Annotated in this window: 27 protein-coding genes and 1 pseudogene; 16 read left to right on the forward strand and 12 right to left on the reverse strand. The window is 58.0% G+C overall.

Annotation, left to right across the window (positions count from 1 at the left end; all coding sequences use genetic code 11):
• Positions 1-19: 19 nt before the first annotated feature.
• Positions 20-274 (reverse strand): hypothetical protein, encoded by a 255-nt coding sequence (locus tag LHFGNBLO_RS32690; protein WP_258604241.1) that lies wholly within the window; start codon positions 272-274, stop codon positions 20-22.
• A gap of 481 nt (positions 275-755) precedes the next feature.
• Between LHFGNBLO_RS32690 and LHFGNBLO_RS32695 the strand changes: the two genes are divergently transcribed.
• Both LHFGNBLO_RS32695 and LHFGNBLO_RS32700 read left to right on the forward strand, forming a co-directional pair.
• Complete coding sequence (locus tag LHFGNBLO_RS32695; RefSeq protein ID WP_258604242.1) at positions 756-1,751, forward strand: YihY/virulence factor BrkB family protein; 996 nt, start codon at positions 756-758, stop codon at positions 1,749-1,751.
• A gap of 326 nt (positions 1,752-2,077) precedes the next feature.
• A pseudogene (locus LHFGNBLO_RS32700) lies at positions 2,078-2,519 on the forward strand (MucR family transcriptional regulator).
• 193 nt (positions 2,520-2,712) lie between these two features.
• On the opposite strand, the gene LHFGNBLO_RS32705 reads toward LHFGNBLO_RS32700, so the two are convergent.
• Entirely contained in the window at positions 2,713-2,958 is a 246-nt protein-coding gene (locus LHFGNBLO_RS32705; RefSeq protein WP_258604244.1) for a hypothetical protein, read from the reverse strand.
• 1,289 nt (positions 2,959-4,247) lie between these two features.
• Here LHFGNBLO_RS32705 and LHFGNBLO_RS32710 point away from each other — a divergent pair.
• On the forward strand, positions 4,248-4,433 hold the full coding sequence (locus tag LHFGNBLO_RS32710) for a hypothetical protein (RefSeq protein ID WP_258604246.1): 186 nt from the start codon (positions 4,248-4,250) through the stop codon (positions 4,431-4,433).
• Between the two features lie 207 nt (positions 4,434-4,640).
• Here LHFGNBLO_RS32710 and LHFGNBLO_RS32715 read toward each other — a convergent pair whose 3' ends face one another.
• A complete protein-coding gene (locus tag LHFGNBLO_RS32715; protein WP_258604247.1) occupies positions 4,641-5,129 on the reverse strand; it encodes a DUF982 domain-containing protein in 489 nt (162 codons plus the stop codon).
• 131 nt (positions 5,130-5,260) lie between these two features.
• Here LHFGNBLO_RS32715 and LHFGNBLO_RS32720 point away from each other — a divergent pair, with 131 nt between their 5' ends.
• Positions 5,261-5,476, forward strand: coding sequence for a hypothetical protein (locus LHFGNBLO_RS32720; protein WP_258604248.1), 216 nt, complete (start codon positions 5,261-5,263; stop codon positions 5,474-5,476).
• A 3-nt stretch (positions 5,477-5,479) separates the two neighbouring features.
• On the opposite strand, the gene LHFGNBLO_RS32725 is transcribed toward LHFGNBLO_RS32720, so the two are convergent.
• Entirely contained in the window at positions 5,480-5,680 is a 201-nt protein-coding gene (locus LHFGNBLO_RS32725; RefSeq protein ID WP_258604249.1) for a hypothetical protein, read from the reverse strand.
• A 355-nt stretch (positions 5,681-6,035) separates the two neighbouring features.
• On the opposite strand from LHFGNBLO_RS32725, the gene LHFGNBLO_RS32730 reads away from it, so the two are divergent.
• Positions 6,036-8,156 (forward strand): putative bifunctional diguanylate cyclase/phosphodiesterase, encoded by a 2,121-nt coding sequence (locus LHFGNBLO_RS32730; protein WP_258604250.1) that lies wholly within the window; start codon positions 6,036-6,038, stop codon positions 8,154-8,156.
• Between the two features lie 773 nt (positions 8,157-8,929).
• Here LHFGNBLO_RS32730 and LHFGNBLO_RS32735 read toward each other — a convergent pair.
• Positions 8,930-9,151 carry a hypothetical protein gene (locus tag LHFGNBLO_RS32735; protein ID WP_258604251.1) on the reverse strand — a complete coding sequence of 74 codons (222 nt, stop codon included), beginning with the start codon at positions 9,149-9,151 and terminating at the stop codon, positions 8,930-8,932.
• A gap of 80 nt (positions 9,152-9,231) precedes the next feature.
• Between LHFGNBLO_RS32735 and LHFGNBLO_RS32740 the strand changes: the two genes are divergently transcribed.
• From LHFGNBLO_RS32740 to LHFGNBLO_RS32755, 4 genes are all read left to right on the forward strand, one after another.
• Positions 9,232-9,474, forward strand: coding sequence for a hypothetical protein (locus tag LHFGNBLO_RS32740; RefSeq protein WP_258604253.1), 243 nt, complete (start codon positions 9,232-9,234; stop codon positions 9,472-9,474).
• A 44-nt stretch (positions 9,475-9,518) separates the two neighbouring features.
• The gene (locus LHFGNBLO_RS32745; RefSeq protein WP_258610011.1) at positions 9,519-9,791 is read left to right on the forward strand and encodes a DUF982 domain-containing protein; all 273 of its coding nucleotides are present in this window, start codon (positions 9,519-9,521) and stop codon (positions 9,789-9,791) included.
• A 1,299-nt stretch (positions 9,792-11,090) separates the two neighbouring features.
• Positions 11,091-11,369, forward strand: coding sequence for a hypothetical protein (locus LHFGNBLO_RS32750; RefSeq protein WP_258604255.1), 279 nt, complete (start codon positions 11,091-11,093; stop codon positions 11,367-11,369).
• Positions 11,370-11,473: 104 nt separating this feature from the next.
• Positions 11,474-11,623 (forward strand): hypothetical protein, encoded by a 150-nt coding sequence (locus tag LHFGNBLO_RS32755; protein WP_258604257.1) that lies wholly within the window; start codon positions 11,474-11,476, stop codon positions 11,621-11,623.
• A 16-nt stretch (positions 11,624-11,639) separates the two neighbouring features.
• Here LHFGNBLO_RS32755 and LHFGNBLO_RS32760 read toward each other — a convergent pair whose 3' ends face one another.
• Entirely contained in the window at positions 11,640-12,185 is a 546-nt protein-coding gene (locus LHFGNBLO_RS32760; RefSeq protein WP_258604259.1) for an SOS response-associated peptidase, read from the reverse strand.
• Between the two features lie 20 nt (positions 12,186-12,205).
• Positions 12,206-12,655 (reverse strand): hypothetical protein, encoded by a 450-nt coding sequence (locus tag LHFGNBLO_RS32765; protein ID WP_258604261.1) that lies wholly within the window; start codon positions 12,653-12,655, stop codon positions 12,206-12,208.
• Positions 12,656-12,724: 69 nt separating this feature from the next.
• Here LHFGNBLO_RS32765 and LHFGNBLO_RS32770 point away from each other — a divergent pair, with 69 nt between their 5' ends.
• Positions 12,725-13,555 (forward strand): Ku protein, encoded by an 831-nt coding sequence (locus LHFGNBLO_RS32770; protein WP_258604263.1) that lies wholly within the window; start codon positions 12,725-12,727, stop codon positions 13,553-13,555.
• 1,209 nt (positions 13,556-14,764) lie between these two features.
• On the opposite strand, the gene LHFGNBLO_RS32780 is transcribed toward LHFGNBLO_RS32770, so the two are convergent.
• Together LHFGNBLO_RS32780 and LHFGNBLO_RS32785 are read right to left on the reverse strand one after the other, a co-directional pair.
• Positions 14,765-15,154 (reverse strand): low affinity iron permease family protein, encoded by a 390-nt coding sequence (locus tag LHFGNBLO_RS32780; protein ID WP_258604264.1) that lies wholly within the window; start codon positions 15,152-15,154, stop codon positions 14,765-14,767.
• Between the two features lie 184 nt (positions 15,155-15,338).
• The gene (locus LHFGNBLO_RS32785; protein ID WP_258604266.1) at positions 15,339-15,590 is read right to left on the reverse strand and encodes a hypothetical protein; all 252 of its coding nucleotides are present in this window, start codon (positions 15,588-15,590) and stop codon (positions 15,339-15,341) included.
• A 518-nt stretch (positions 15,591-16,108) separates the two neighbouring features.
• Here LHFGNBLO_RS32785 and LHFGNBLO_RS32790 point away from each other — a divergent pair.
• Positions 16,109-17,380, forward strand: coding sequence for a phospholipase D-like domain-containing protein (locus LHFGNBLO_RS32790; protein WP_258604268.1), 1,272 nt, complete (start codon positions 16,109-16,111; stop codon positions 17,378-17,380).
• Between the two features lie 403 nt (positions 17,381-17,783).
• Here the strand turns inward: LHFGNBLO_RS32790 and LHFGNBLO_RS32795 are convergent, their stop codons facing one another.
• On the reverse strand, positions 17,784-18,083 hold the full coding sequence (locus LHFGNBLO_RS32795) for a DUF1236 domain-containing protein (protein WP_258604270.1): 300 nt from the start codon (positions 18,081-18,083) through the stop codon (positions 17,784-17,786).
• Positions 18,084-18,608: 525 nt separating this feature from the next.
• Between LHFGNBLO_RS32795 and LHFGNBLO_RS32800 the strand changes: the two genes are divergently transcribed.
• Positions 18,609-20,000 carry a sensor histidine kinase gene (locus LHFGNBLO_RS32800; RefSeq protein ID WP_258604271.1) on the forward strand — a complete coding sequence of 464 codons (1,392 nt, stop codon included), beginning with the start codon at positions 18,609-18,611 and terminating at the stop codon, positions 19,998-20,000.
• Positions 19,997-20,644, forward strand: a complete 648-nt coding sequence (locus LHFGNBLO_RS32805) for a LuxR C-terminal-related transcriptional regulator (protein ID WP_258604273.1) — start codon at positions 19,997-19,999, stop codon at positions 20,642-20,644. The genes LHFGNBLO_RS32800 and LHFGNBLO_RS32805 overlap by 4 nt, the downstream gene beginning before the upstream one ends.
• Positions 20,645-20,711: 67 nt before the next feature.
• Here the strand turns inward: LHFGNBLO_RS32805 and LHFGNBLO_RS32810 are convergent, their stop codons facing one another.
• Entirely contained in the window at positions 20,712-21,119 is a 408-nt protein-coding gene (locus LHFGNBLO_RS32810; RefSeq protein WP_258604275.1) for a hypothetical protein, read from the reverse strand.
• 334 nt (positions 21,120-21,453) lie between these two features.
• Between LHFGNBLO_RS32810 and LHFGNBLO_RS32815 the strand changes: the two genes are divergently transcribed.
• Positions 21,454-21,738: a hypothetical protein gene (locus LHFGNBLO_RS32815; protein ID WP_258604278.1), complete on the forward strand. Its 285-nt coding sequence runs from the start codon at positions 21,454-21,456 to the stop codon at positions 21,736-21,738.
• Positions 21,739-21,746: 8 nt separating this feature from the next.
• Entirely contained in the window at positions 21,747-22,190 is a 444-nt protein-coding gene (locus LHFGNBLO_RS32820) for a hypothetical protein (RefSeq protein WP_258604280.1), read from the forward strand.
• 91 nt (positions 22,191-22,281) lie between these two features.
• Here the strand turns inward: LHFGNBLO_RS32820 and LHFGNBLO_RS32825 are convergent, their stop codons facing one another.
• On the reverse strand, positions 22,282-22,686 hold the full coding sequence (locus LHFGNBLO_RS32825) for a host attachment family protein (RefSeq protein ID WP_258604281.1): 405 nt from the start codon (positions 22,684-22,686) through the stop codon (positions 22,282-22,284).
• 297 nt (positions 22,687-22,983) lie between these two features.
• On the opposite strand from LHFGNBLO_RS32825, the gene LHFGNBLO_RS32830 reads away from it, so the two are divergent.
• Positions 22,984-23,985 (forward strand): L,D-transpeptidase family protein, encoded by a 1,002-nt coding sequence (locus tag LHFGNBLO_RS32830; RefSeq protein WP_258604282.1) that lies wholly within the window; start codon positions 22,984-22,986, stop codon positions 23,983-23,985.
• Positions 23,986-24,127 lie beyond the last annotated feature (142 nt).

Here is a 24,127-nt window from a genome sequence, read left to right on the forward strand (position 1 = left end):
CTTCCTGCCGGCATGACCCTCACTCGGCAGGCTTGCTCGAATTCTTTTCGCTCTCGTCTGCCTCGGCCGCCTCTTCAAGCCGCGATGCGATCAGTTCCTGAATGTCGCCGACTTCTTCCTGGATATCCTCCAGAGGTATGCCGGCTTCAGCCGCCTTGGCCGCACATTCCCTGGCCAAGGTCTCGGCCTGCTTTTCGATCTTGGCCGGCGAGGGCTGGCACTGGACCTTTTCGCCAATCCACCCGCGCAAGAACTCGATCGCATGTTCACTCATACTGCTGTTCCCTGGCGGCTATGCCGGTTGGTAATCATAAACGTCGCCATCCCGGAAAGGATGCATGTCCCCATTCCAACCGAGTCGGCTTCGCCCGGCAAGCCGATCTTGTCCAAGGTCCACAGAGCCGAAGGAAATGGGAGGTTCAAGCAGCACGTTTTTGATTCTTGAGGAGACTGGTACCGTTGGCTGGGATCGCTTGCGATCCTATGCTACTGTTTCTATTCGCTTTTTCTGGCTACGACGACCGATTTGTATCACAATAGGTATCACAATACGTAGCACATTTACTGCTGCTTCGTGGGCGCAACCAGAGGTACGCGGGTCGAAGCCGCCGCTATATAGTGACATCCTTATGCAATGTCGACTCTACGCGCCGTCCTGCTTCTTTCCGCCGCGCCGGGCTGAACGCCCTCGTATCCAAAAATGAAATTGGCGGGCCTGGAGGACGTGCCTTGGGAAGTAAATGGGGTGCCTGGAAATGCGACTGCTACGCGAAGCCTGGATTCTCGGTAAGCAAAGCATTGCCGGCTTCATCAACGACAACGCTCTGAGCCACGGCGCGGCGATGGCGTTCTATGCCGTTACGTCTCTGGCGCCCATACTGCTGATCGTCGTCGCTGTGGCCGGACTTGCCATCGGTCATGAAGCGGCGCAGGTGGCATTGTCGGCCGAGATCGCAGGCGTCATGGGTTCGGAGAGCGCCGACCTGCTGCGCGCCACTATTGAAAGCGCATCTCACAGAACCGCTGGCACTTTTGCCACCCTGGTGGGCATCGTCACCCTTTTCGTTACAGCCTCAGGGGTGTTTGGCGAAATGCAGCTTTCGCTTAACAAAATCTGGAAGATCGAGCCTGCCGGTATGTCGTTGTCTGGATTGGTGCGGGCGCGGGCCGCCAGCCTGGGCCTCGTGGCGGCGTTGGGATTCTTGCTGCTTGTTTCATTGGCAGCGAGCACCGCCATTTCCGCGCTTGGCGCAACTATCAATGCCCATTTGCCGCTCGGCACAATCATTCTCGCATCGATAAATGGCATTGTATCGTTCGTTCTGATTTCCGCTCTGTTTGCCGCGATCTATAAAATTCTGCCGGACCGGTCCCTCCAGTGGCGTGACGTCGGAATTGGCGCAGTGGTGACCGCTTTGCTCTTCACGATCGGCAAGTCGCTGATCGGCTGGTACATCGGAACCAGTGCGATCGCATCTTCCTATGGTGCGGCCGGTGCACTGCTGGTCGTGTTGCTCTGGGTTTACTACACGTCCGAGATCTTCTTGCTCGGGGCTGAATTCACGCGAGCCTACTCGGTGCGTTTCGGCAGCCGCTCGGATCTCCAACCGATAGTGGAGGCAGAGAATGCTCGACCGCTGCAGCCATCGTGCCTCCTCACAGCCAGCAAACGCGAAGTGCAAGCCTGGATTCTAATCACCGGCTTTCTCACCATCGTAGCCGCAAGGTTTTGGCCATCGCAGCGGCGCTAACTACGTCGTTTGGGATGGCATTGTTGCCTGTGCATTTGACGCGTGAGATTTGAGCTTCAACGTCCCAGGTATTGGGCTATTTGCTTTCACAGGGTACCTGATAGCCACTCTCGCACCTTCCAGCACACAGGCCCGAGGTGGTTCCCGAGGCATCGGTAAGGACCTACTGCTGCCTTCAGATAGTTTTCCCTTGATAAGGGGCTATTGGCAGTTGGTGCCCCAATTTACCTGGACACGATTACAGAGGGGCTTGCAAACATCTCCCTTCATTGTGATGAAAGGTGCCACCAACGCACCACGGGATTGTCACACATAAAGGAACACTGATGACGCAAGAAGCTGACCTCGCCGCGGAATTAGCCGAGCTAACGGCGGATGTTGTCTCTGCGTATGTGAGAAACAACCCAGTACCAGCAGCGGCGCTGCCGGATCTTATTGCTTCGGTTCACTCGTCACTATCGGGGATTAGGCAGCTTGAAGCTGCAGCTACTGAGGCGCTTGTTCCCGCCGTCAACCCGAAGAAATCGGTGTTTCCTGACCACATCGTTTCTTTGGAGGATGGTCGCAAGTTCAAGTCGATGAAGCGCCACCTTGGCCTTTTGGGCATGACCCCCAACGAATACCGGGCGAAATGGAGCTTCGCCGCACGACTACCCGATGGTAGCGCCAAATTACTCGGCAAAGCGTTCGCAACTGGCGAAAGCTATCGGCCTTGGCCGCCAGGCCGTTCCGGTTAAGGCGCCAGCTAAGCGGAAGGCGAAGGCCTAGGGCTCCATCCCTGTTGCATGACACGAGAATCCGCCCCGAAGCCCGCCGGTTCCTCCGGCTCGCCTTCATTTTCCTGTCGCTGTATCTAGTTGGCTTCTGGGCCTATCACCTGCTGCAGTGGTCTGGCTTGCTGCCGACTTGAGGTCTTCCAGTCAGGTGGAGATTGTCTGCCGTCGCCTCAGGTCGCGAAAGTTTAGCAGCCGATAAAATTGTACAGGTTGGACGTCTCGCGGATTAACTCTCCGGCGCTATCATCCGCTGTGTTCACCTGTGAGTCAGGAACATGCATGGCCGGGCTTGGGTCAGAGATCAGCGGCTCGCTGAAGCCGTGAAACTGCGAGAGCAAATAGCTTCGCTGCAAGGCGAACTGGCCGAGAAAGCGTCTCGTTCTATCGGGATGTTCAAGATGGCCGAGCTTGGCCAACAGCTGCGTTGGCACAAGTTTCGCCTGGAACTTCTCGAAGATTGTATAGCCAAGCTGTCGGGGGCGTCTTGGAACCCACCGCAGCAGTAGGTTGCACCGCCGGGCGTTCCTCCAATTGGCTGAGAATCCATCGGAAAGCTCGCTAGAACCTATAGACTGGCCGCGCGCCCCGCGGCGCCGGCCACGCTGCCAACTTCCTCGGAAATTTCCCCGCACGTAATGCGCATCCCGGCTTTGAAGGAACGGTCGGCGCCGACAGTCGTTTCCACCTTTGCAACGTTAACTCCGTGGAGAGGATCTTGCCCAGACTGACCCCCGAACAATCTCGTGCAGCAAGAGGACTGCTGGATTGGCCGCCGGCGAGGCTCGGTGCCAGAGCCAACCTGAGCGAAGGTACAATTCGTGATTTCGAAAAAGGAAGACGGACGCCTCCGCTAGCCAAGCTTGAAGCGCTCCGCGCAGCACTAGAGTCGGCTGGAGTCGTATTCATGTCAGATGGCGAAACGACAGAAGGAGGGCCAGGCGTGCGGCTGCAGCGTCATACCCCTGCTGTGGCGCATCTCAGCGAGGGCGAAGCCGGCATCATCGAAAATAGCGAGATGTAGCCCGACTGTGCCTAAATCATCCCAATGCAATCCCCAATTGGTAGACTCCTACGATGCACCGGCAGCTAGTGCCTCCGCCGGGCCGCGGACTGGGAGGAAACGATGTCTGTGCAAAAGGAAGACTATCGAGCGAACAGGGCCGACGACGCGATTGCTGCCAAGCATGGCGCGGATGGCGATCGGGCTGAGCTACTGGCAAGAAAAAAGATGTCCCTGTGGCTCAGAGATCGGCGATCCTTCAGATTGTCCTCACACCCGGCGGAAAGTTCGCCAGGACCGAAAGCCAGACCGCGCGGTTAGCGCGTCCGGCGCCAACACCACTTCCCCGGTGAGGGGAACGATTGTGTCGGGCCGGCGTTCCTCGACTGCTGCAGACCGCGTCAACCGGGCGTGGCGGCACGGTGAACAGGATGGTTTTCCCGGTTTCATATCCTGGCCAAGCAGTGGCTTAGCGCCTATCCCGCCCGGTCCGCAGCATTTCAGCTATCATACCGTGGCCATAGACCGACGCCGCGACACGGCGCATAGTTCGCGGATGTCGCTGCCTCAACGCACCGGTCTAGCGAACGACGATGGCAAACGTGAAGACCATCTGGCGGCGGCTATTGCTGCCCTTCACGCTGCCGTCAAAGGGCTGGATGCACCCGTTGAATTGCTGGCTAGCAAGATGGAAGCGCCTGCCGAGGGAGCGTCGCAGCGGTGGTCTACACGGTGATTTGGTACGAGAAACAGGGCATCTTTGAAAAGGTGCCCTTCGGCGCGGAGAAAGCCGCGCGAGATCATGCCGTCGCGACTTTTCTCGCTCGCAAGGAGGTTGACGGCATCGTGGCCGTGGAAGTACGCAAAGACGACGGGACGGTTGTATTCAGCCTAGCAGGCCATTAGGCTCGGTGCTCTTTGCTGCTGCTGCTAGCGCTTCTTTTTGGGCGCTGCTGGAAGCCAAAATACGGGCTTCTCGCAGAAGCGATGACCAATTGTTCCTAAGGAAGAACATTTAAGATCAGCGCACGGGCCGCCCCCCGGAGGACGGCGCCATCATCGCGTTCCAGAAAACCCGCGCCTCTTGAGGCAGGAAGTCGGTGCAGCGCGTGCTCATCGATCCCGCCCCTTCAATATTCTGGCCTCTCGCAGCAGAGATGCGCGATCGGTGCCGATCATATTGACTAGGTCACGAGCCTGCGCTTCGGTGATGCCCGTTTCCCGCGCGAGGAAACGCACGAGGAAATCCTCTTGCTCCTCTCTGTCCCCGCGGTCGCGTCGTTTTTCGTCGATGACGTGGGCCGATTTGGGCTGCTCGGCCGATCGGGGCGATCGAGCGCCCTCCTGCACTGTAACAGCTTTGAAGTTCAAGCCAGCCTCTTTGGCAGCTGTCACAAAAGCACGGCGAGCATTCTCGACGTCCTCGGCTGTACTCAGGGGGCCTGTGCAAGCCTGGAGTGCCACCCGGTAGCTTGGTCCGTGCGATTCCGGCCATCGCTCCATCATGAATATGGCGGCCTCGGATACGCTGCTCAAAGTGCGAAATTCGCCCACCGTTTCCGTTTCAACGATGATTGGAACTGCGAAAAACGGGTCGTGCATGGTTACCCCTGGCAATGCCAGGACCGAACGGCGGAGCACTGTTTTCGTTCCGATCGCCGCGAGAAATGCAGATCGGATCGTGCGTCAACAAGCGTCTGGACGGGTCGCCGGGCGATCGATAAACACATCCAATGGACAACAAGCGGCTCGACCACAAACTGGATTGTAAGGCGTGCGGGACGATCCAGATGGACATCCCGGATAGTGCTGAAGAGCACACGCCGATTCATTGCAGCAAGTGCGGTGGCTACCTCGGAGAATGGGGGGAACTGCAGGACGATTTTTCCAAACAGGCCCGGGGAGCGCAGGCCTTCGATCTGAACCACGGCAACATCACTAAGAAGTAGGTCTTAGTGCCTGATGCGGGCGCCGTGCTGCGCCTTGGCCAGTTGGTTGTTGAATGTCGAGGCCTCTTCAATTGTATCGAATGGAATTGCTGTAACCGTTCCGTCGGTTGCAAGAACGACTGCCAAGTAAGGGAAACCTCGCAGTGGCGGATCATAAACTGCGTAGATTGGTTGTTTGTTTTTCATCGCCCATGGTAGAGCCATCGCCGCCTTCGGCCAAGGCCATGTCACCAGGGCAAGCCTAGCTGCGACAAGCAGCGCTTCGTTGGTACGCTCAAAAGCAGGCTCTAGGTTCCTTCGTCCCAGAAATCCTGCGATGCGTGCCGCAAGTCTTCCTCACCGCGTAGGTGCTTCACGGTGGCGACGAGCCCCGGCTTGACCCAGTGCGTGGCCGGTCGCTTCATGCCCTTCGGCGCCGCCCTAGTGATTGCGCCGTTTCGCGATTTCTGAAGGTCAGTAACATCTGCGTAACCATTAGCGCCGACTGTTCCCAACCATTCATGTTGCAAATCGTTTCTAAATACGGCAGCCCAAAATAAACAAGAAAGTCGGGCCCAAGATGTTCTATTTATCATCCGTTCGTGCTCGTTTGATTTCGTATTACTTACTTTCGGTCGCGCTGCTGATTGGCGTCAGTGTGTACGCACTTGTCCAGATGCTTGCGCTCGATCGAGTGACGGAATCGCTTGATCGCAAATGGGTGGTGGGCACTCGCGTTCTAGGAGAGATGGCAGATATCAGCTCTGAGGTCCGTCTAGATGAAACGCGCCTCGCACTCGCCGCGGATCAGGAGCAGACCGACCGGGCGTTGTCCTCGGCTGAAGGGCACATGAGAGCGCTTGTCGAACAAAGAGCCGCTTATGCCATGCTGGACAAGACCGAGGAGGAGCTAAGCCTCCTGGCGACCTTCGACCAGAATTGGAGCAGCTGGACGGCCGAACATCGCGCATGGGTAGCGCTCCCACGCAACCTCAGGCTCGAAGCCTCGCCGGCCTTTCAGCTTCGTGCACATGCTCTCTACGAGATAGCAGAAACCGCTATCCACGCGCTTAGTGAAGGCAATTCAGCGGGAGCGGCCGAAGCCGGAGAGCGTGTCGACAACATTGTCGATACCTCGGGTACGATTTTCGGGATCGTCGTAGCCTGTGCGCTTGTCCTCGCCGGCTGGGTGACCTGGATCATCCATACCGGGATATCCAAGCCTCTGGCCTCCATCACAAAAGCGCTATCCGAGCTTGCCGCCGGAAATCGCGATATCGTCATTCCGCAGGTCAACCGACATGATGAGATCGGCAGCATGGCCCTGGCCTTCGAGGTTTTCCGAAACAACGCCGTTGCCTTGGAGAAATCCCAGGCGCTCGCGGAGGCGCTGGCCCGCTACGACACGCTCACCGGCTTGGCGAACCGGCGCGTGCTGGCGGATGATCTCGAAAAGGCTCTCAGCCGCGTCGATCGCGGCGAGGCTCCGTTTGCCGTATTGTTGATCGACCTCGACCGGTTCAAGCCCGTCAACGACATTCATGGGCACAGCGCCGGCGACCTAGTGCTGGGTGAAATCACTACCCGTTTGAAGACGATCGTGCGCATGCATGACACGCTTGCCCGGATCGGTGGTGATGAGTTTGCAATCATCTTTGAGCTCGACCGCGAGGGGCGGGACCTTGCCAAGGCGCCCATTTCCCTGGCGGAGCGTATCATTGCGGCGATTTCCGCGCCGGTCGCTATCGGCCCAAGGGTCGTCGAGGTCGGCGCGAGCATCGGAATAGCGCTTTGCCCGGCGGACGGAACGAATGCGGACGCGCTCCTGCATGCGGCCGATATCGCCATGTATCGGGCAAAGCAGGCAGGCCGGGGAACCTTCCGCTTCTACGAAGAGAGTATGGACACGGAGCTGAAGGCGCTGGCCGCGCTAGAAGCCGATGTCCAGCGCGCAGTGGTGGCCAGCGAAATCGAGCCGCACTATCAGCCGTTGATTGAGCTATCCGACGGACGCTTGCTCGGATTCGAGATCCTTGCGCGTTGGCATCATCCTGAAAAAGGCATGATCGCGCCCGATGTATTCATCCCCATCATAGAGCGCCTTGGGCTCATGCCGCAGTTCACCCTCGCCATGCTGAGGCGGGCCTGCCTCGACGCAAAGGATTGGCCGGCCGATCTTAGGCTGTCGCTCAACGTCTCTCCACATGAACTGACAGACGTGCTTTTCCCGATACGTCTGCTTGCCGTGCTTTCCGAAGCAGATTTCACACCGAACCGGCTTGAGATTGAAATCACGGAGAACGCTCTCGTGGCGGATCTGGAGACGGCAAAGACAATTCTTGAATCGCTACAGGATGTCGGGATCCAGATCGCGCTAGACGATTTCGGCACCGGCTATTCCAGCCTCTACCACCTGCGCGAGCTGAAACTGGACAAGATCAAGATCGATCGCAGCTTCATCCAATCGATGAAGGACAATCCCGAAAGCGCAAAGATCGTGTACGGCATCCTAGGCCTGGCAAAGAGCCTTGCCCTGCCCACGACCGCGGAAGGGATTGAAGATGTCGAAATCCTGGAACGATTGAACCAGGCCGGCTGCGAGATCGGACAAGGCTACCATTTCGGCAAAGCAATGCCCGCCGCCGAGGCCTCGAAATTGATCCTCCAGCGCCGCGGTAAAGGAAAGCTGCGGGTCGCCTGACTTGGCCCATGCAGTAAAGCGCGACCGGCTCGACAAACTTCAAACGCATGAGCGGGCCCCACACACCTGCGAGCCAATTAGCATGGGCTGAAATGGTTCCCTAATTGAAAGCGCCCGCCCCCTGGACTAGAGGGCGGGCCGATCGGTGCCCCGACCTTGCAGCACAGTTGGGACCTATGCTGTTCGGTCTGAATACCCCAGAATTGTTAAGTTGAGGTGACGCATCTAATTGCGAACCGCCGGCATGGAAAGCCCGCGCCACTTTGCCGGTTAGCGCGGGCCGGCCGATGTTTCCACCAGCCTGCGACGGAGCCATTCAGGGCATCCGAAGCAAGAAACAAACTATTCGAGCCCGCTAATGTTCCCTCGCTGATCTCGCCTCTGGCAGCCTCACCAGCGAAATATTTGGTGGCCATGTAAGCGCGGCCAGCGAGCTTCGTTCCTGTCTACATCGGCGCCATCATCGCGTTGCAGAAAGCCCGCGCTCTTGCCGAGAACGCGGGCCGATCGGTAACCCGATCTTCAACAGCCACCGGAGGGCGGTGTGTCTGTTGCGGATGAGAGAACATTAGCCGCCGCTAAATGTTCCGGCGTGGCCACAAAAAAGCCCGCTGCCAGCGGTGGCAACGGGCTTAAGCGCTCCAGCTTTGTGGGGCGGGGGCGGCGGGGAAAACGCAACGCGCCCGCCTGCGTGTCATCATGTGCTCGGCATGTGATCGAGACCTTAACCGAATGCAGACAGTTTTACGGATCGGTCGAAGCCTGCGGACTACTTAGTCAGTCATGCCGGCGTCGAGGTGCACGACCGCATCGAGGATCGCTTCGTAGACGCTCCACGTGTCCTCTTCGATCTCGATGCTGGAGATGCCGACTGCTTTGGCGTCAGCGAATAGCTTATGAGACAATTCGGCCACCGAGATGACATCGGCGCCGACCGTGTCGGGAACGTTGTTGCTCAGCCATTGATGAAGGTAGTTCGTCCCGCGTGTGCTCATCCCGCCATAAGCCGGCGGACAACATTAGGTTCCGGGAACCTCGTCAACCTCGCGGAGTTTGGTGGAAAAGGAGAGCAACCATGCCGCGTTACCAGATCGATGAAATGGACGGAGATGACTTGGCCGCTTCGCACGTCGCCAACGGAGAAACCGCGCTGCAAGCGCTTCACAAAATTACAGTTCGGCCGATTTCGCCGCGCGCACTGCAGCGACACTGGTTCAGAGTCGTCGACGAAAGCGAAGGGATCGTCTTCGAATATAGCTATGAGGAAAGCGCAGTGGAAATCCACCCGGGTGGGCCTTCATGGAACGCCACGCCGTGACAGTTTACCCTCTCCTGAACATCAAATTCGTCGATGGGAGCATGATGGCCGTATCCTCCCTGAACGAAGCGAGGATCGCCCTTGAGGGTCAGTGGCCAAACAAAGAGGAGCCGAAATTCAAAGACGCGGCTCGACTTGTCTCCGGCGCCGTCGAAGGCTCCTGCAAGCCAGGCGCAGCCTTTGCAGCATTCAAAGCCGCGGCTCGTCAACAAGGGCTCATTCAGGCAGTCGGCTTAAACGCCAGGAAGCCTGATCGCCCCCGGAGGAGGGCCGCGACTCGCGCCCCTGTCACAAAGACGCGAGCCGATCAAGAATGAGGATTCTTGGGCAGGCCCGGAGTGCTTGATGCCACCGCAACATGTGGCCTATTCGACTCGTACGCCGTAGCTCGGTCGCGATATACGCCCTTCCCTTTTGAATTCACTGCGCTAGCTGCCCTTGTGAAGGGCTAGAAGATCGGGAGGTTTCCCATGGATCGGCGATCATTTTTGACAACGATGTTTGGCATTGCAGGGGCAGCGGCCATTGCGAGCACAGTTCGGCCTATCAATGCACTGGCCGGTGTTCCAGGCGCCAGAAGCGGCATCCTCGATGAACTCGATGCTCCGGACGCACAGGGCTTCGAGGACGACGGTACTGAAGCAGAATTGCAGCCTGTCTACCATCGCCGGTGGCATCGCCGCCACCACAGACGTCGCGTTTGGAGAAGGGTCTGCCGTCGTTATTGGCGATATGGCCGCCGGCGCACCCGCTGCTATCGCAGACGTGTTTGGATCCGATACGGTTTCTAGGTTCGGTTTTTAGGAATTAGCCGCTAGGCAAGCCCCGGTCGGATATCCGGCCGGGGCCCGCAAGCTCGCGCCGGCTTCGATGGCCTGTGACGCCTTCGAGGGAAAGGCGCCTGAAGGGCTTGGCAACTCGGCAACAATCGAGCCCCTCTTCTCGTTGTGGGAGAGGCAGATGGTCAGAGGCGGATGCCGAACTACTCAACTCAATTCCGTGAAAGCTTGTGAACCTCCAGTCGAACTGGACCGCCTCTGTCGCAGCTAGCGCGCCTTTGCCATAGCGCCCGATTAAGCTGGCAGGCTTCACCTCCGCATGATGCGAGCAGTTCTTGCACCACGCACGCAGCGTATGCCATTCGCGCAGATCGCCGAGTGAGACGTCGAGACCGGCGTTGTACACTGCCTTCTACGATCGTCTGCGGCTCAACAGTCGGTTCGCCTGGAGTGATGATCTTCTCCATCACATGCCGGCTGTTGTAGTGGATCAGCAGCATCCCCGGGCGGCGTCGAATGGCGACCTGCCATGCGGCTTGGCTCACGTTTGAATCCGGCGATCGAGAGATGGTCTCGACAAGAGCCTTTTCCTCTCGATCCCAAACCTCAATTCGGAAATTGTCCTCCGCCGTTTTTGCCATAGCTTCGCCGGCCGGCGCCTTTGGCGCGTCGCCATCATCCCTTCCCACCTCTGAATGAGCCAGAGATACGGAACATATTCCTCGCTCGTCAAGGCGCGCTTGACATTTTTGTTCTCTTTTTGTTCACTGTCTACCAAAGCGCGACAGGACGCGAGCATGAAGGCGAGCGACTATCTCTGACGGGAGTAAAAGGGTGATGATCCATGTAACCGAAGAAGAACAGGCCTATGTGAACGCGATTATTGCCAAGGAGATGCCTGAGATCGAACGCGTGTCGCAGAAGATAGCCAGGCTGCTCAACACGCTCTCGCCGCAGGCTGCGGTGTATGCCCATACGCTTCTTGGCGCCGAGCTGATCGCCAGCGTGATCGATGATGGCGAGATGGCCGTCGGACTGTCGAAGCATCTGCAGGGGGAGATCGCAAAAGCGCTTCGCATGAACCCGAAATATACCGGCAAAAAAAGCGTCAATTGAACAAGGCATGATCAACGCGCCGAAATATCAGGATGCATACGCCGACCGCCAGATCGATTGCGAAGAGGCCATGGAACCGGGCTTTCAGGCGAATCGTCGACTGCATGCTGGACGCCGGTGGGGTGCACGGTGAGATACTGCGCTCATTGAAGCGGCTGATCGCTGCCGACAACATGACGCAGAAGGAAAATGCCAAAGTCGAAGCGGAACTAGCCATCGCCCGCGCGATGACACGCGCTGGCCGGTTGTTGTAAATGCTGCGCAGCCGAGTTACGAGCTTTCGGCCCGCACTGTCTCCACCGACAGCGAGCCGGCCGAAAGCGGCCGCAAAAGCTCTGCCTCAGGCCTCGTCAGATTGATCCAAGCGGACCAATTCTCAGGTCTAAGGATTACGACCTGTCGATTGTGATATGGCGCGACATCCGGCCCGGGATCGGTCGTCAGCATGGTGAAAGTCGGCGGCTTGTTGCCGACCGCTTCACGCCAAAGCCCTGCGATAGCCATGAACGGGGAGCCGTTGAGCGTGAAGCGATGTTTCGCCTTGGGGTATTTCGCGCCAGTGAATTCGAAGAATGCGGACGCCGGAATGAGGCATCGCTTGCTATTTCCGAATTGCCGGCCTTCCGAGCGGAAGTTAAACACAGGCCCGCCTTTTGGTCCTACCGGCGGGAAGCCGAACGTCATCGAAGCCAGTTCGAACGCGTCGCCGTCGGCGCGCACTATCGGCGCCGGATCATTGATTCGGATGTCATCCGCCTGTGGCAGGTCAAGTTCGATCTGCTGGATCGGAATCTTGAGCGCGAGCGACGCCATCATCCGGCATTATTCAGCCCAAATTACATGCTGCTCGTAGTCGTTGCACATGGAAGACTCCGCACCGGGCATCTTGCCATAAAGTTCGACCCATAAAGTTCGACGCGACGCTTAGGTTCCAGCTTAAGCCGGTTTGCTAACCGCGCTTTCGTCAAGTTCCGTCTCCAGTTGATCGCTGACAGGCCTCGCCTTGCCGCCGCCAAAGGCTCGCCATCAAAGCCCTGCTGCCAGGCGTCGCCGTATTCGTCCCAGAACGGCGGCACGACTCGCTCCTTGCCGTGCTTGCGAGCCTGCGCAACATACATCCACGCATAGGACAGGCGCTCTTGGTCCTTCTTTGCCACGGCCATTTTCGTCACCCTCGCTAAATTCCTGCCGTGAGATAGAGCGCGCAAAAATCGTTTGCAGGCTCCACGCAACTTGATCTGGAATTCCAAATGGTCACCGGCTGAATCTCCCGAGGTCAATGGCACGCGTTCCCTCCCCTGCCGGAACAAACCGGGCAGGCGTCCGTTCCACCTCATCAATCATGGGAGTATGACATGGTCGCGCCACGTGCCGTTTGGAAGGGTTTTCTGAAGGTTGGTTCCGTCGTATGCGGCGTCAAGATCGTAGGTGCCACGAGCGAGTCTTCAAAAGTTCATTTCAAAATCCTGAACCGCAGGGACGGCTTGCCGGTCAAGAGCGCGTATATCGACGAAGAAACGGAAGAAACTGTCGAGGCCGACGACCAGGTGAAGGGCTTCGAAATCGACAAGGACAATTTCATTCACATCGAGCCGGACGAAATCAAGAAGCTCAAGCTGACGTCCGAACACACGCTCGAAATTGGCGAGTTCGTCCCCGTGGGCGAGGTCGACACGCGCTACCTCGAAAAGCCCTATTACCTGATCCCCGCGGACGGTGCCGCCGCCCAGGCGTTTGAGGTCATCCGCAAAGCAATGGAAACAAAGAAGGTGGCGGCCCGGTCATGTGTCGTACTCTACCAGCGCGGCCGGGAAGTGCTCATCCAGCCCTTTGAGAAAGGCATGTTGCTGACCGAACTTCGCACTCATAACGAGATGGTCTCGGAAGACAGCGTCTTCAAGGATATCAAGAAAACCGACTACGATCCCGAGCTGCTCGAAATCGCCGGCATGCTGATCGACAAGAAGGTCACACAGTTCGACCCGTCGAAATTCGAAGACACGTACGAGGATGCATTGATCGCGATGATTGACGCGAAAAGAAAGGGGAAGGCCCCGCCGAAGCCCGCGCCAAAGCCGAAAGAGAACGTGGTCAACCTTGCCGAGATACTGCGCAAGAGCCTGGCCAGCGAGGGTGGCACGGCAGCTAATGGCAAAGCTGCAGCTTCGAAGCGGAAATCCGCGTAAGCGACTGCGTAACGCTCCAACGAGCCATGAGGCCGCGAGGAAGGCTCTGAAACGGATGGGAGCAGCTAGCCGGCGTCATGGTGCACGATGGCGTCGAGATGGTATTGTACACGCTAACGGTATCTTCCTAGATCTAGGTGCTGTTGATGCCGAGCGCCTTGACGTCGGCGAATAGTTTTTGCGTCAGTTTCGCGACCGAGATGACATCGGCGCCGACAGTCTCGGGCACGTTGCTTGAAATCCATTGATGCAGGAAGTTGCCCGCGGGGTACTCATCTCGCGACAAGTCGTGAACGCCTCCCGGTTCCCCTGTCCGCCTCAATTGAGCTCAAGAATCTCTCGTGCTGGTTTTTTGGCGGCGCGTTACCGAGAGTTTGATTGGAGATGGCTTATCGTCGGATGCTTCAACAGAAAGGCGCTGTTGCCGCAACCTTGCTGTCTTGGCACCACGAGCTTGACGCTCTGCCTCGATCTCAAGTTTTGACTCGCGATCGGCTCTCTCCAATCTTTCTATGTCGACACGTCGTCGGGTCAAGAAAGCCTCCATCGGCTAGGAGACCCATTGAATTCTGGACCGGCAAGAATGTTCCCTAACCGTTGCTTGCTCGGTTGACGCGCTAGCTCACTGGGGCTGTGCTGGCTGGGTTCCCGGCCGATCCCCGCCCGTGCTCGACTGCGGCGTTGGGTTCTTATCGACCTGAGGGTTCGTGTCGACTGGTTCGACGTTTATGTTGTCGGTTTTCGATTTAACCGGATCGCTTTCCGCGGGATTCAGGTCGGAGGGAACCGTGGAACTACCGCTCTCCTCCGTGGCTGGCGTCTTCGATTGCTCGCCGTACAACTCAGCAATACCCCAAGCGATTACGGTCAGGAGCAGTGCAGCTATCAGGATCGCAAAACCGTGGAAGCCCCATCCGCCCTGTCGAGCTTTCTTTTTTGGTCTTTGTCATAAGGCATCCTTCATTTGGGAGAAAAGCCCGCGCCCCTGTCGCAAAGGCGTGGGCCGACCACGACTTGAGGGAAGCCTGGTCAGCAGCCGGAACCGTGAGAACCTGCTGCGTCGACTCAACAGGCCGCGATCAACGAAGTTCCTCCTGCAACGCAAAAAGCCCGCCGGCCGGAGCCAGCGGGGGTCTGGAGTAGCCAGAGTGTGGTCTGACAGATTGAAAACAGTCCCACCCATTGGTCGGCTAGAGACCTAGAGGTTATTTAGGCGCGAGGATCCTTCAGAGCCGCCCGTGTCGAGTTCGCGGCGGGCGCTACCTGTGCGGAGGCGCGCTTGGCTTCTTGTTCGAGTTCCGTGAGCTTGGATTTGATCTCATGAGGCTCGGCATGCTCCAGCCCCACTACGTCGTTTCTCGTTTCTGCCAAAGCGATAATTAGCTCATCCAGCTTGGCGTGTATGGCGGCGGTGTCGCGATAGCCCTGGATCAGCACGACGCCCGTGATGATGATGGCCGCAACCGACAACGCATAGGTGACGGCATTTGTAAGACCGAAGGGCACCAAAAGCGTGCAGAGAACCATTGCCCCGACCAACAAATAAAAGCCGGGCGGACGCGACAGAAAGTCAGCGGTGAGAAACAGAAATCGGTTCACGTTAGTAAGAAGCCGGCTAAGAGAACCGTCAGTGCAAGTGAAACTGGTACCGCAAGGAGCCACCGAGCCTCCACTACACTGTTGTGTCGCTCATCCATTGCCTTCGCTCCATATCGAAAAACTTTCAGCAAAAAGGCTCCAGCGCCACCAACCTCCCGCCGGCGCTGAAGCCTCTGCCCAACGCTCAACCGCCGTTAGCGGGAGCGGCCGGTGCAGGCGTTGCCGGTGCTGGGGCGGCAGGCGCGGGCGCCGTCGAGGTCGCAGGGGCCTCCACTTTCGGCACATCCACCTTGACGTTGACGTCATTTCCGCCGCCACCGCCGAGATTAATAATTCCGGTGAAGAGCAGCAGGATCGCAATCGCCACGACGGCAAGAACAATCGCGACGGCGGTTCCACCGCCGCCTGAGTTTACAATGGTAGGTCCGTCCGCCATGAGTTCCTCCTTGTTACTGTAACTGTTGGGCAAACGGCTGCTCCATGGGTTGGTTCCCCTTTACGACTTCAGCCCCAAGGGACGGCGACTTAAGTCCTACAATGCTTGAGAGCGAAAGCCGTCGAATTGAACCCCGGTCGGCTTCGAGGCGCGGCAAACTTCAAATGCATGAACGAGCCGCTTTCGTTGCGGTCGAGCCCAGCCGCTTTCGTCGGTGAGAGATTATGCTACGCCACTTTGGGGCATACCCTGACGTGCGGCAAACGCCGCTATGTTTTGATCCCGTTAGTCGCAAACGGCGCCAGGGAACCAGCGCCACCGTTGCAAGTTCTTGAAGATGGCAAATCACCCGATCACGAGCGTGCTCACCTCATTCGGAGCAGGAAGTTCCCGTCCCGCAGCATTTCTGGTGCTGATGGCGTTTGGTAGTCACGTTTGCAAGCAAAAGAGGGACTGAGGTGCGGCCTTCCGGTCTCGTGGCTTCCCGGGCAAGCGCGAAAGCGATCAGATTTGGGCGTTTGCGCAAGGGACTGGTTTACGGAGCCATTGCTGTCATCGCCAGCTTGCTCACGTTGCTGGTCATAAATCTGACCCCAGAGCCGCGCGTTTTGCGATCGCTCGTCCCACATCGTTTCGATGCGTCGGACCCCCAATTCGCCAGGACCATGACCAGCTTTTCGCAAGGGCAGATGTTCAGTTCCAATGCCGTCCAAACCCTGGTCAACGGAGACGAGATTTTTCCTTCGATGCTGCAAGCGATCCGAGCGGCTCATTCGACCGTCGATATGGAAACCTACATCTACTGGTCGGGTGCCGTCGGCCATGAGTTCGCATCGTCGCTTGCGGCCAAAGCCAAAGAGGGTGTTGAGGTCCGCGTCCTAATCGACTGGGTCGGCAGTCTTCCGTTCGATGAAGACCTGATCCACATCATGACAAGTGCCGGCGTGACGTTCGAGCGTTATCGACCCGTCCGCTGGTATACGCTTGACCGCGTAAACAATCGTACCCACCGCAAGCTGCTGATCGTTGACGGACGGGTCGCATTCACCGGTGGCGTCGGTATTGCAGACAACTGGAAAGGAAACGCGCGCAACCCGGACGAATGGCGCGACACCCACTATCGAATTGAAGGACCGGCGGTGTCAGGTTTCCAAGCGGCGTTCGCGGAAAATTGGTTGGAGACAACCGGGGAGACATTGCAGGGTGAGAAGTTCTATCCTCCACCCGAACCAGCAGGAGCGCTTGACGCCCAGTTGATCCTGTCTTCGCAGCCGAATGGCTCGGAGGGCATGGAACTGATGATGCTGGCAGCGATAGCTGCCGCTAAAGACCATTTGCGTATCGGGATGGCGTATTTCGTGCCGGACGACATCGCCCTCCAGCAGATCTTGGACGCCAGGAAACGAGGCGTATCGGTGGATGTCATCGTGCCCAATTCGTTGACGGACGTGCCGCTAACCCGAAAGAGTTCGCGCTACTTCTGGGGCGCATTGCTTAAAGCCGGAGTTCGGATCTTCGAGTTTCAGCCAACAATGTACCATCCCAAACTCTTGATCGTTGATGATGTCTGGGCGAGCTTTGGTTCCGCCAATTTGGACGAGCGTTCCTTACGTCTGAACGACGAAGCTACGCTTAACGTTTACGGCAAAGATTTTGCGAAGACGCAAATCGATTTGTTCGACCAAGATCTTCAGCGATCCAGGCAGATCAGCCTGGAAGAATGGCAAGCGCGTCCCTTGCGGGAAAGGATCACGGACTGGCTTGCCAGTTGGCTAAGGTCGCAGCTTTAACTGGGCGCCGGCTCGCGTGGCCATCTTTGGCGGCAGAATGGCTGGTCCAAATCTGGGATTGGGCGTCTGCCGCTCGTTCCGTTTCAGGACGGGGAACTGGATAGCTGACCTTCGCGCGGCGAGACAGCGATGGCGGCAACGAAAGTCCCTGAGCGCAGTCGCGGCGGGCAACGGGCGCTCGGCCGCGGGAGCGACGTGCCAGGTGCTAGTCTTGCGATCGCCGCGAAAGCTAAAAACCGGGCGTCGCTCGTCAAGATGTGCAGAGCCAGCATGAACTTAGCCGGATTTCGGCGCCACAGCTAAGCAAGATCAAACATTCTCCTACGTGAAAAAGCTCGCCGCGCCTGCGGCACGGCGAGCGATGAGCTGCACACCGAAGGCTTAGCGCCTCATCTGTTCAAATTCAGTCATAGACCTTCACGATGGTGCGAGTTTCGGGATCGACAAGAACCGTACGGTTGTCGATCACGACGTAGCGATATTTGACGTCGGGAACTTCGCGAAGCTCGACCGTGTCGGGCAGAGCCGTGCCGATATTGAGTTCCACGCCGGGCAGCTTCACCGATGCGAGCGGCTGCTTCTTCACATATTCGCGGATGACGGTTTCCTGTTCCGGCTGAATCACCACGGTGTCGGCAGCGGCCGCACCGATACCAGCGAAAAGCAACAACGCCGCAGCGGCGCCCGTAAAATGCATTCTCATGATTTTCTCCTTGTTAGGTTGTTAGGCCGGCGCACGAGGTCAGCCGCCCTACAAAGCGAACTTGGGACTATCTCAAACGTTCCGGTCTCGGGGCTTCGGTCGGGCGGCACATACGACTTAAGTCTGATCGTAAAACGCAATGGTCTTGCGCATGACGTTGCGTGGAACAGCCTACCGCCACGGTTGTTGTTTTCTCGGAAAGTTCGGAGAAATCAGATGGATAGAAGTGTAAGTCAGGCGCGTTGGTTGCTCGCACCGATATTGGCGATGGCCGTCAGCTTTCTCGTGTTTGGAATAGTGCTTGGCTGACTTGTCTTGCATATCGGCGCAGCTACGTCGCTTCTTGCCCTGATGGGGTTCGCGCGCGCCTCCCACCGAACCGTGCCATCAGGAGTAATGCGCCGTGGAAGGTTTTGAAGCTCGATAATCCGTTGGGCACTTGTTAGCACCACCAACCGTTCTAGTTGTCGGAGCTATGCAGGGTACGGACGACACGACCCGTGTAGCTCAGACATCAGTGGAACCGTGCGATACCTTCAGGACTTCTATCAACGTTGGAACAGTCTTTCGCTGGCCTTGCAATTCCTCATTGCTGGCGGTCTTGGTCTGCTGGCGGTGATGTTTGTGGTCGGCCTGTGGGTTACATCGCAGATCAGGGAAGCGGTTATGCGCAACTCGGCCGGCACCACCGCCCTTTATGTCGACAGCGTGATCGCGCCGCTCTTGCCAGATATGCGCAAGAGCCAGGAGCTGAGTGAGGGGGTCAGGCGGGCGCTCGACGAGACGTTAGACCAGGGCGCGCTTGGAAAGCGGCTGGTCTCCTTCAAACTCTGGCGCCGTGACGGCAAGATTTTGTACGCCAAGGACCCAACTTTGATCGGTCAAATGGTCGGACCAAGCGCAAACCTGATCCATGCGTTCGAGGGGAATGTAGTGGTCGAATTCGACCAGCTGGACGACATCGAAAGGCAGGAGCACAGAGCCACGAGCGAGCCACTACTTGAAATTTACAATCCCATGCGCGAGCCGTGGTCTGGCGATGTGGTTGCCGTGTCGGAGTTCTACGAAATCGCCGACGACTTTCAGGCAACTCTGAATTCGAGCCTGTGGTCGAGTTGGCTGGTGGTGGCAGGAGCGACGGCGGCAGCATTGGCGATGCTCTCTGGCATCGTCCTTCGCGGTAGTCGCACGATCCAAACACAGCGCTCAGCGCTTGAGGCAAAGGTTGCCGAGCTTCAGGCACTGCTGTTGCAAAACTCCTCGTTGCGGCATCGCGTACAGCGGGCTTCCCGTCGCGCCACAGCGATCAACGAGCGCTACCTGCGTCGCATCGGCGCCGATCTCCACGACGGTCCAGCCCAGCTTATCGCGCTAGCGGCCCTTCGCATGGACAGCCCGCTACTGGTCGCCCCCACCGCATCATCGAACCGTCGTAAAGCCGAGATCGCCGACATTCATCACACGCTGGATGAAGCGATGCGCGAGATACGCGCCATCTGCAACGGCCTTGTGTTGCCACAGATCGAAAACGCGGCAGTTGCGGATATATTGCGACTTGCCGTTGCCGAGCACGAACGCCGGACGGCATCCTCCGTATCGCTCTCACTTCCTGCCCAGCTCCCTGACCTCGGAACGTCGGAGAAGATCAGCATATATCGCTTCGCCCAAGAGGGTCTGAACAACGCCTGGCGCCATGGAAAAGGCAAAGACCAGGCGGTCGAGGCAAGAATGACGGGGGGCAAGCTCGTTATCCAAGTAGTCGATGGTGGCGCCGGCTTCGACCCGGCGGCAAGGGAAGGGCTTGGACTTGCCGGTTTGAGGGAACGCATAGAGAGCATAGGCGGACATTTCGACATTTCCTCCTGTCGCAAAGGGACGCAGTTGACCATCACTCTATCTATCGAGGAGCAACAATGACCGCCGTCGTCCGCATCATCATCGTTGATGATCATCCGCTGTTTCGCGAGGGTGTCGCTCGCAGCCTGCGCGAAATCGGAGGGTTCGAAATCATTGGTGAAGGTGCCACCGCTGCCGATGCCGAAAGGCTTGCCCAAGTCGGGCAGCCAGACATAATGCTGCTTGACATAAGCATGCCAGGAGGGGGGCTCACCGCTGCTGCAAACATCCTGAGGATGCGCCCCGACCAGAAGATCGTCATGCTGACCGTCTCGGAGGCAAATGCCGATTTGACACTGGCGCTCAAGACTGGTGTTCGAGGGTACATACTGAAAGGGGTCGGTTCGACTTCGCTAGCCGAGATCCTGAACTGCGTCGCTGCTGGACAAAAATACGTCTCCCCGACGCTGTCAGCCCAACTGTTGAACGACCTGATCCGGCCGGAGAAGCGGAAAGCTGATGTCCTTGCAGGGCTCTCCGATCGTGAAGCCGGAATACTGTCGCTCGTGGCGGAGGGCCTAAGCAACAAGGAAGTGGCAAAGCGGCTTGCCCTGCAGGAGAAGACAGTTAAGCATCACATGACGCGGGTATTTGCCAAGCTCAATGTGCGCAATCGCACAGAGGCGGCCCTTCTGATGCATCAAACCAAGAGCGGCCTTGGTTGACCCCTCTTAGCTTCCAAACTCACCAAATCCAATTCGGGATCGAACCGTATTCCCGAACTCCTTGAAGTCACAAACCCTTCAAACGCTTTATGTCCGCAGCTTTTGCGACGCGATCTATGATGGTGCGGCCAAGCGCGTCCTTCATCTTGAAGCGACCGGCCTCAATGCGTTCACTGATACCGTCGGCGTGGAGGACCTCGATGGTGTTGCCTTGCACCGTTACTTTGTCACCGGCTGCGAGGCCGGGGCCGGTTCCGCTATTGCTGGTGGAATTGCCGCTGCCCTTACCATTGTTGCCTTTATCACTGTTGCCCTTACCACTGTTGCCCTTCCCGCTGTTGCCCCCACCGCTGTTGCCCCCACCGCTATTGCCCTTGCCACCATTGCTGTTCTTCGCATGAGCAGCAGCAAGTTCGACCTTAAGTCCGCCGGCGTAGTCGAGCTTGAGAATGCAGGGCGTGAAAGCCAGCGCCACCCCCACTGAAACACCAGCCGAGAGCCGCACAAACCGGCGCAATAAGGGAGTGGGCCACCTACCCTTGACGGACGGGGTTCGATGACAAGCAAAACTCCGATAGTCGAAACAGCACCTCATAGTAACCAGCCTACTCCCCAGCGAGCTTTGGACAGTTGCTTGGCCGGTTGACCAACCCGAGTCCCGCGCAGGGAATCCCTAACGGTCCGCCATCGCGCATTGTTCCTCTCGGGACCTGTTTGACGCCTCTGATCAGACCTTGGTCGCAACTACGTGTGCCCAGAAGTCTGAGCCTATGCCTCTTAAGGCCCGTCAGGGGAACGTCCGGACAAAATTGGCGTTCTGGCACGGATTGCAATTACCGGCGCGCCACCCGTTTAACGGCGTCACCCCTATTGGACGCAAAGGCAAGGAAATGCGGAAGCGCTTCGAAGTCAACACTGGCAATGGTCCGACCACCGCGATTGCCGTCCTGATGGTTGGGTTGATTGCGATCGGGGTTGTGTTCGGCGTTCTGGGCGGCGCCCTATACCTGAACGAACAGCCAACCAATGAACGTGCGCTCTCAACTGTCCCTGCCCGAGCGGCGGCGACAGCCGATAATGCCGAAGGAAGGTGACCGCGATTATGCAAACGATTGGCAGGCTTTATGATTGCTATGCCGAAGCCGCAGGCGCCGCCGACGCCCTGCAACTGGCAGGAGTTCGTCGGGAGGACATCACTATTTTCAGATCTCCGAATGATGATACGGGAGCAGTTTCAGCTGCACCTGTCGTGGGGGCGGCCTTCGGCTCGTCCGCTGGTTTGTTTGCTGCTCCTGCCTTTGCGATGTATGGCCTTCTTCCTTTCGGTGCTGGTTGGTTGGCAACAGCTGTGGTTGGTGCTGTGATTTGCGGTGGATTCGTCGGCGGCCTGCTTGGCACGCTCGCGGATTCAGCCAACAAGGGCCTCGATCAGACCGCTGGAGATGGCGTTGTCTTGGTTATTGCCGAGGTCGACGAGGAGAGTGCTCATCGGGCCCGGGTCGCACTTTGTTATTCCCAGAGAGTTCCTGTTGCGATTGCAGCATGATGCCTGCAACAAGCACCCGGCTTGACCCATGCCGGTCAGTTCCGCAGCGTCCCGGCAAACCTTTTGACGGGCGCTATAGAAAGTTGCCCATCTAGGCGGCGGCAACTGCCTTCTCTATCTCCTGGGCCGAATGACCCGTGAGATCCTTGGCGATTTCGCCAACAAGCACGGCCGATAGTTTCTGATGATAATGCTTACGCAGTTCCCCAAGCGTTCGAGGAGCGGCGACGATTATCAGATTGTCGATTTGTCCGCCGAGAACTTGTCGGTTGAGCAGGTCGGCAGTTCCGGCTGCGAAACTGTCTTCCTCGATTTGACTGTTGTCTGGATTGGCGGAGCTGCTCTGATGACGGGCGCCAGAGCCCTTGTTGTCGTTTGTCACATCTTCAACTGCCGAGGCCGTCAGTTTTGGATTGGCTTCGTCTCCTGAGTTGCGAAACAAGTTGAGCCTCTCGCCGTCAGCTACTGCAACGGTAGCGCCTTTAGGAATGTCCATTTGGGAGTCTCCGAAATTGCGCCAGTCGTTGGCTACCTACTTCGGTAGATAGCGTGCTGACGTGAGTCTCAACGTCTCAAATCGCCATTGGATGCCTTAGGGTGGAGTCTTTCATCGAAGCCTGCCACTTGACGGCCGAGCCGCGGTAGGGTCGACGGATCTATGCGGCTAGGATGGGAGGAGCGGCTACGAGGTCAAGCCGTGCTAAGCCTTGAACCAGGCGCATTGAGCCAAGGAAACGGAACCAGATGGGCCGTGCCGCGTCATAGAGGAAGGGCCCCGTCCGGAGTAGCTTCAATGATCAGGCTTCTTGTTGTCGTCGTCGCAGCGCTGGTCCTCACATGCGGCGGGACGAAAGCGGCCAAGCTGGACCTGACCGCCGTCAACCAGGCACAATTCGCTTCAGGCGAACCAAAAGGCTTCAACCCAGCCGTTCTGAAGGCGCAAATTCTCTTGGATCGCGCGCGCTTCTCGCCGGGCCTGATCGACGGCCGCCTTGGAGAGAACTTCGCCAGAGCGGTTGGGGCCTTTCAGACGGCGAACGGATTCCCGTCCGATGGCAAGCTCACTCGGGAGACCTGGGACAAGCTGTTGGCAACCTCCTTGAGTCCGGTCCTGGTCACCTATGAGCTGACGCGCAAGGATGTGCGCGGTCCTTTTACCAAGCGCATTCCGGCGCGCCTGGAGAGGATGGCCCGTCTGTCGAGGCTCGGCTATCACAATCCGGCCGAGAAGCTGACGGAGCGCTTCCATATCAGCGAACAGTTGCTTAGAAGGCTCAATCCTGGCATCGGCTTCAGGAAGGCCGGCACGACATTGCTGGTCCCAGATGTTAGTCGGGGCGATCCTCCCGCCGCCATTGCCGGGGTGGAGGTCGACAAGGAGGCTCGCGTGGTGCGCGTGCTCGATCCTTCCGGCAAAGCGCTTGCAGTCTACCCGGCCTCGATCGGCAGCGACGACAAGCCGGCGCCGAGTGGCCAGGCAGACGTCAAACGCGTCGTGCGCAATCCGACCTATCACTACGATCCCGACTTCGCTTTCAAGGGCGTCAAGACCAAGCGGCCCTTCACCATTGCTGCGGGGCCGAACAATCCGGTGGGATCGATCTGGATCGACCTCTCTATCGAAAGCTACGGCATTCATGGCACGCCCGCACCCGGCAAGATCGGAAAGACCTTCTCGCATGGCTGCGTCAGGCTGACCAATTGGGATGCCGAAGACCTCGCCTCCATGGTGCAGAAGGGTACGAAAGTTACCTTCAAGGACGAGATAGCGGACGCCGGCGACGAGCAGCTTTAGGGGCAACGCAACGGCTACACCTATTTTGACCTGCTTCGATCACGTCTAGGATCGTTTGGCAGCCGCTGCTTGGTTCTTGCTGGATCTCGTCGCTGGTGATTCCGGCAGCTGTCGCATCCGAAACAGCTTCTGCGTCAGTTAG

The sequence above is a fragment of the Mesorhizobium sp. AR10 genome, assembly GCF_024746795.1.
Lineage (GTDB): Bacteria > Pseudomonadota > Alphaproteobacteria > Rhizobiales > Rhizobiaceae > Mesorhizobium.

What these genes read in the sequence shown, in the direction of transcription:
- LHFGNBLO_RS32725 (WP_258604249.1), bottom strand. Translation starts at nt 5,680, where the DNA reads ATGGCTCTACCATGGGCGATGAAAAACAAACAACCAATCTACGCAGTT.
- LHFGNBLO_RS32820 (WP_258604280.1), top strand. Translation starts at nt 21,747, where the DNA reads ATGCAAACGATTGGCAGGCTTTATGATTGCTATGCCGAAGCCGCAGGC.
- LHFGNBLO_RS32795 (WP_258604270.1), bottom strand. Translation starts at nt 18,083, where the DNA reads ATGAGAATGCATTTTACGGGCGCCGCTGCGGCGTTGTTGCTTTTCGCT.
- LHFGNBLO_RS32690 (WP_258604241.1), bottom strand. Translation starts at nt 274, where the DNA reads ATGAGTGAACATGCGATCGAGTTCTTGCGCGGGTGGATTGGCGAAAAG.
- LHFGNBLO_RS32825 (WP_258604281.1), bottom strand. Translation starts at nt 22,686, where the DNA reads ATGGACATTCCTAAAGGCGCTACCGTTGCAGTAGCTGACGGCGAGAGG.
- LHFGNBLO_RS32750 (WP_258604255.1), top strand. Translation starts at nt 11,091, where the DNA reads ATGATCCATGTAACCGAAGAAGAACAGGCCTATGTGAACGCGATTATT.
- LHFGNBLO_RS32720 (WP_258604248.1), top strand. Translation starts at nt 5,261, where the DNA reads ATGGACAACAAGCGGCTCGACCACAAACTGGATTGTAAGGCGTGCGGG.
- LHFGNBLO_RS32695 (WP_258604242.1), top strand. Translation starts at nt 756, where the DNA reads ATGCGACTGCTACGCGAAGCCTGGATTCTCGGTAAGCAAAGCATTGCC.
- LHFGNBLO_RS32830 (WP_258604282.1), top strand. Translation starts at nt 22,984, where the DNA reads ATGATCAGGCTTCTTGTTGTCGTCGTCGCAGCGCTGGTCCTCACATGC.
- LHFGNBLO_RS32755 (WP_258604257.1), top strand. Translation starts at nt 11,474, where the DNA reads ATGCTGGACGCCGGTGGGGTGCACGGTGAGATACTGCGCTCATTGAAG.
- LHFGNBLO_RS32730 (WP_258604250.1), top strand. Translation starts at nt 6,036, where the DNA reads ATGTTCTATTTATCATCCGTTCGTGCTCGTTTGATTTCGTATTACTTA.
- LHFGNBLO_RS32805 (WP_258604273.1), top strand. Translation starts at nt 19,997, where the DNA reads ATGACCGCCGTCGTCCGCATCATCATCGTTGATGATCATCCGCTGTTT.
- LHFGNBLO_RS32715 (WP_258604247.1), bottom strand. Translation starts at nt 5,129, where the DNA reads ATGCACGACCCGTTTTTCGCAGTTCCAATCATCGTTGAAACGGAAACG.
- LHFGNBLO_RS32760 (WP_258604259.1), bottom strand. Translation starts at nt 12,185, where the DNA reads ATGATGGCGTCGCTCGCGCTCAAGATTCCGATCCAGCAGATCGAACTT.
- LHFGNBLO_RS32740 (WP_258604253.1), top strand. Translation starts at nt 9,232, where the DNA reads ATGCCGCGTTACCAGATCGATGAAATGGACGGAGATGACTTGGCCGCT.
- LHFGNBLO_RS32770 (WP_258604263.1), top strand. Translation starts at nt 12,725, where the DNA reads ATGGTCGCGCCACGTGCCGTTTGGAAGGGTTTTCTGAAGGTTGGTTCC.
- LHFGNBLO_RS32785 (WP_258604266.1), bottom strand. Translation starts at nt 15,590, where the DNA reads ATGGCGGACGGACCTACCATTGTAAACTCAGGCGGCGGTGGAACCGCC.
- LHFGNBLO_RS32735 (WP_258604251.1), bottom strand. Translation starts at nt 9,151, where the DNA reads ATGAGCACACGCGGGACGAACTACCTTCATCAATGGCTGAGCAACAAC.
- LHFGNBLO_RS32745 (WP_258610011.1), top strand. Translation starts at nt 9,519, where the DNA reads ATGGCCGTATCCTCCCTGAACGAAGCGAGGATCGCCCTTGAGGGTCAG.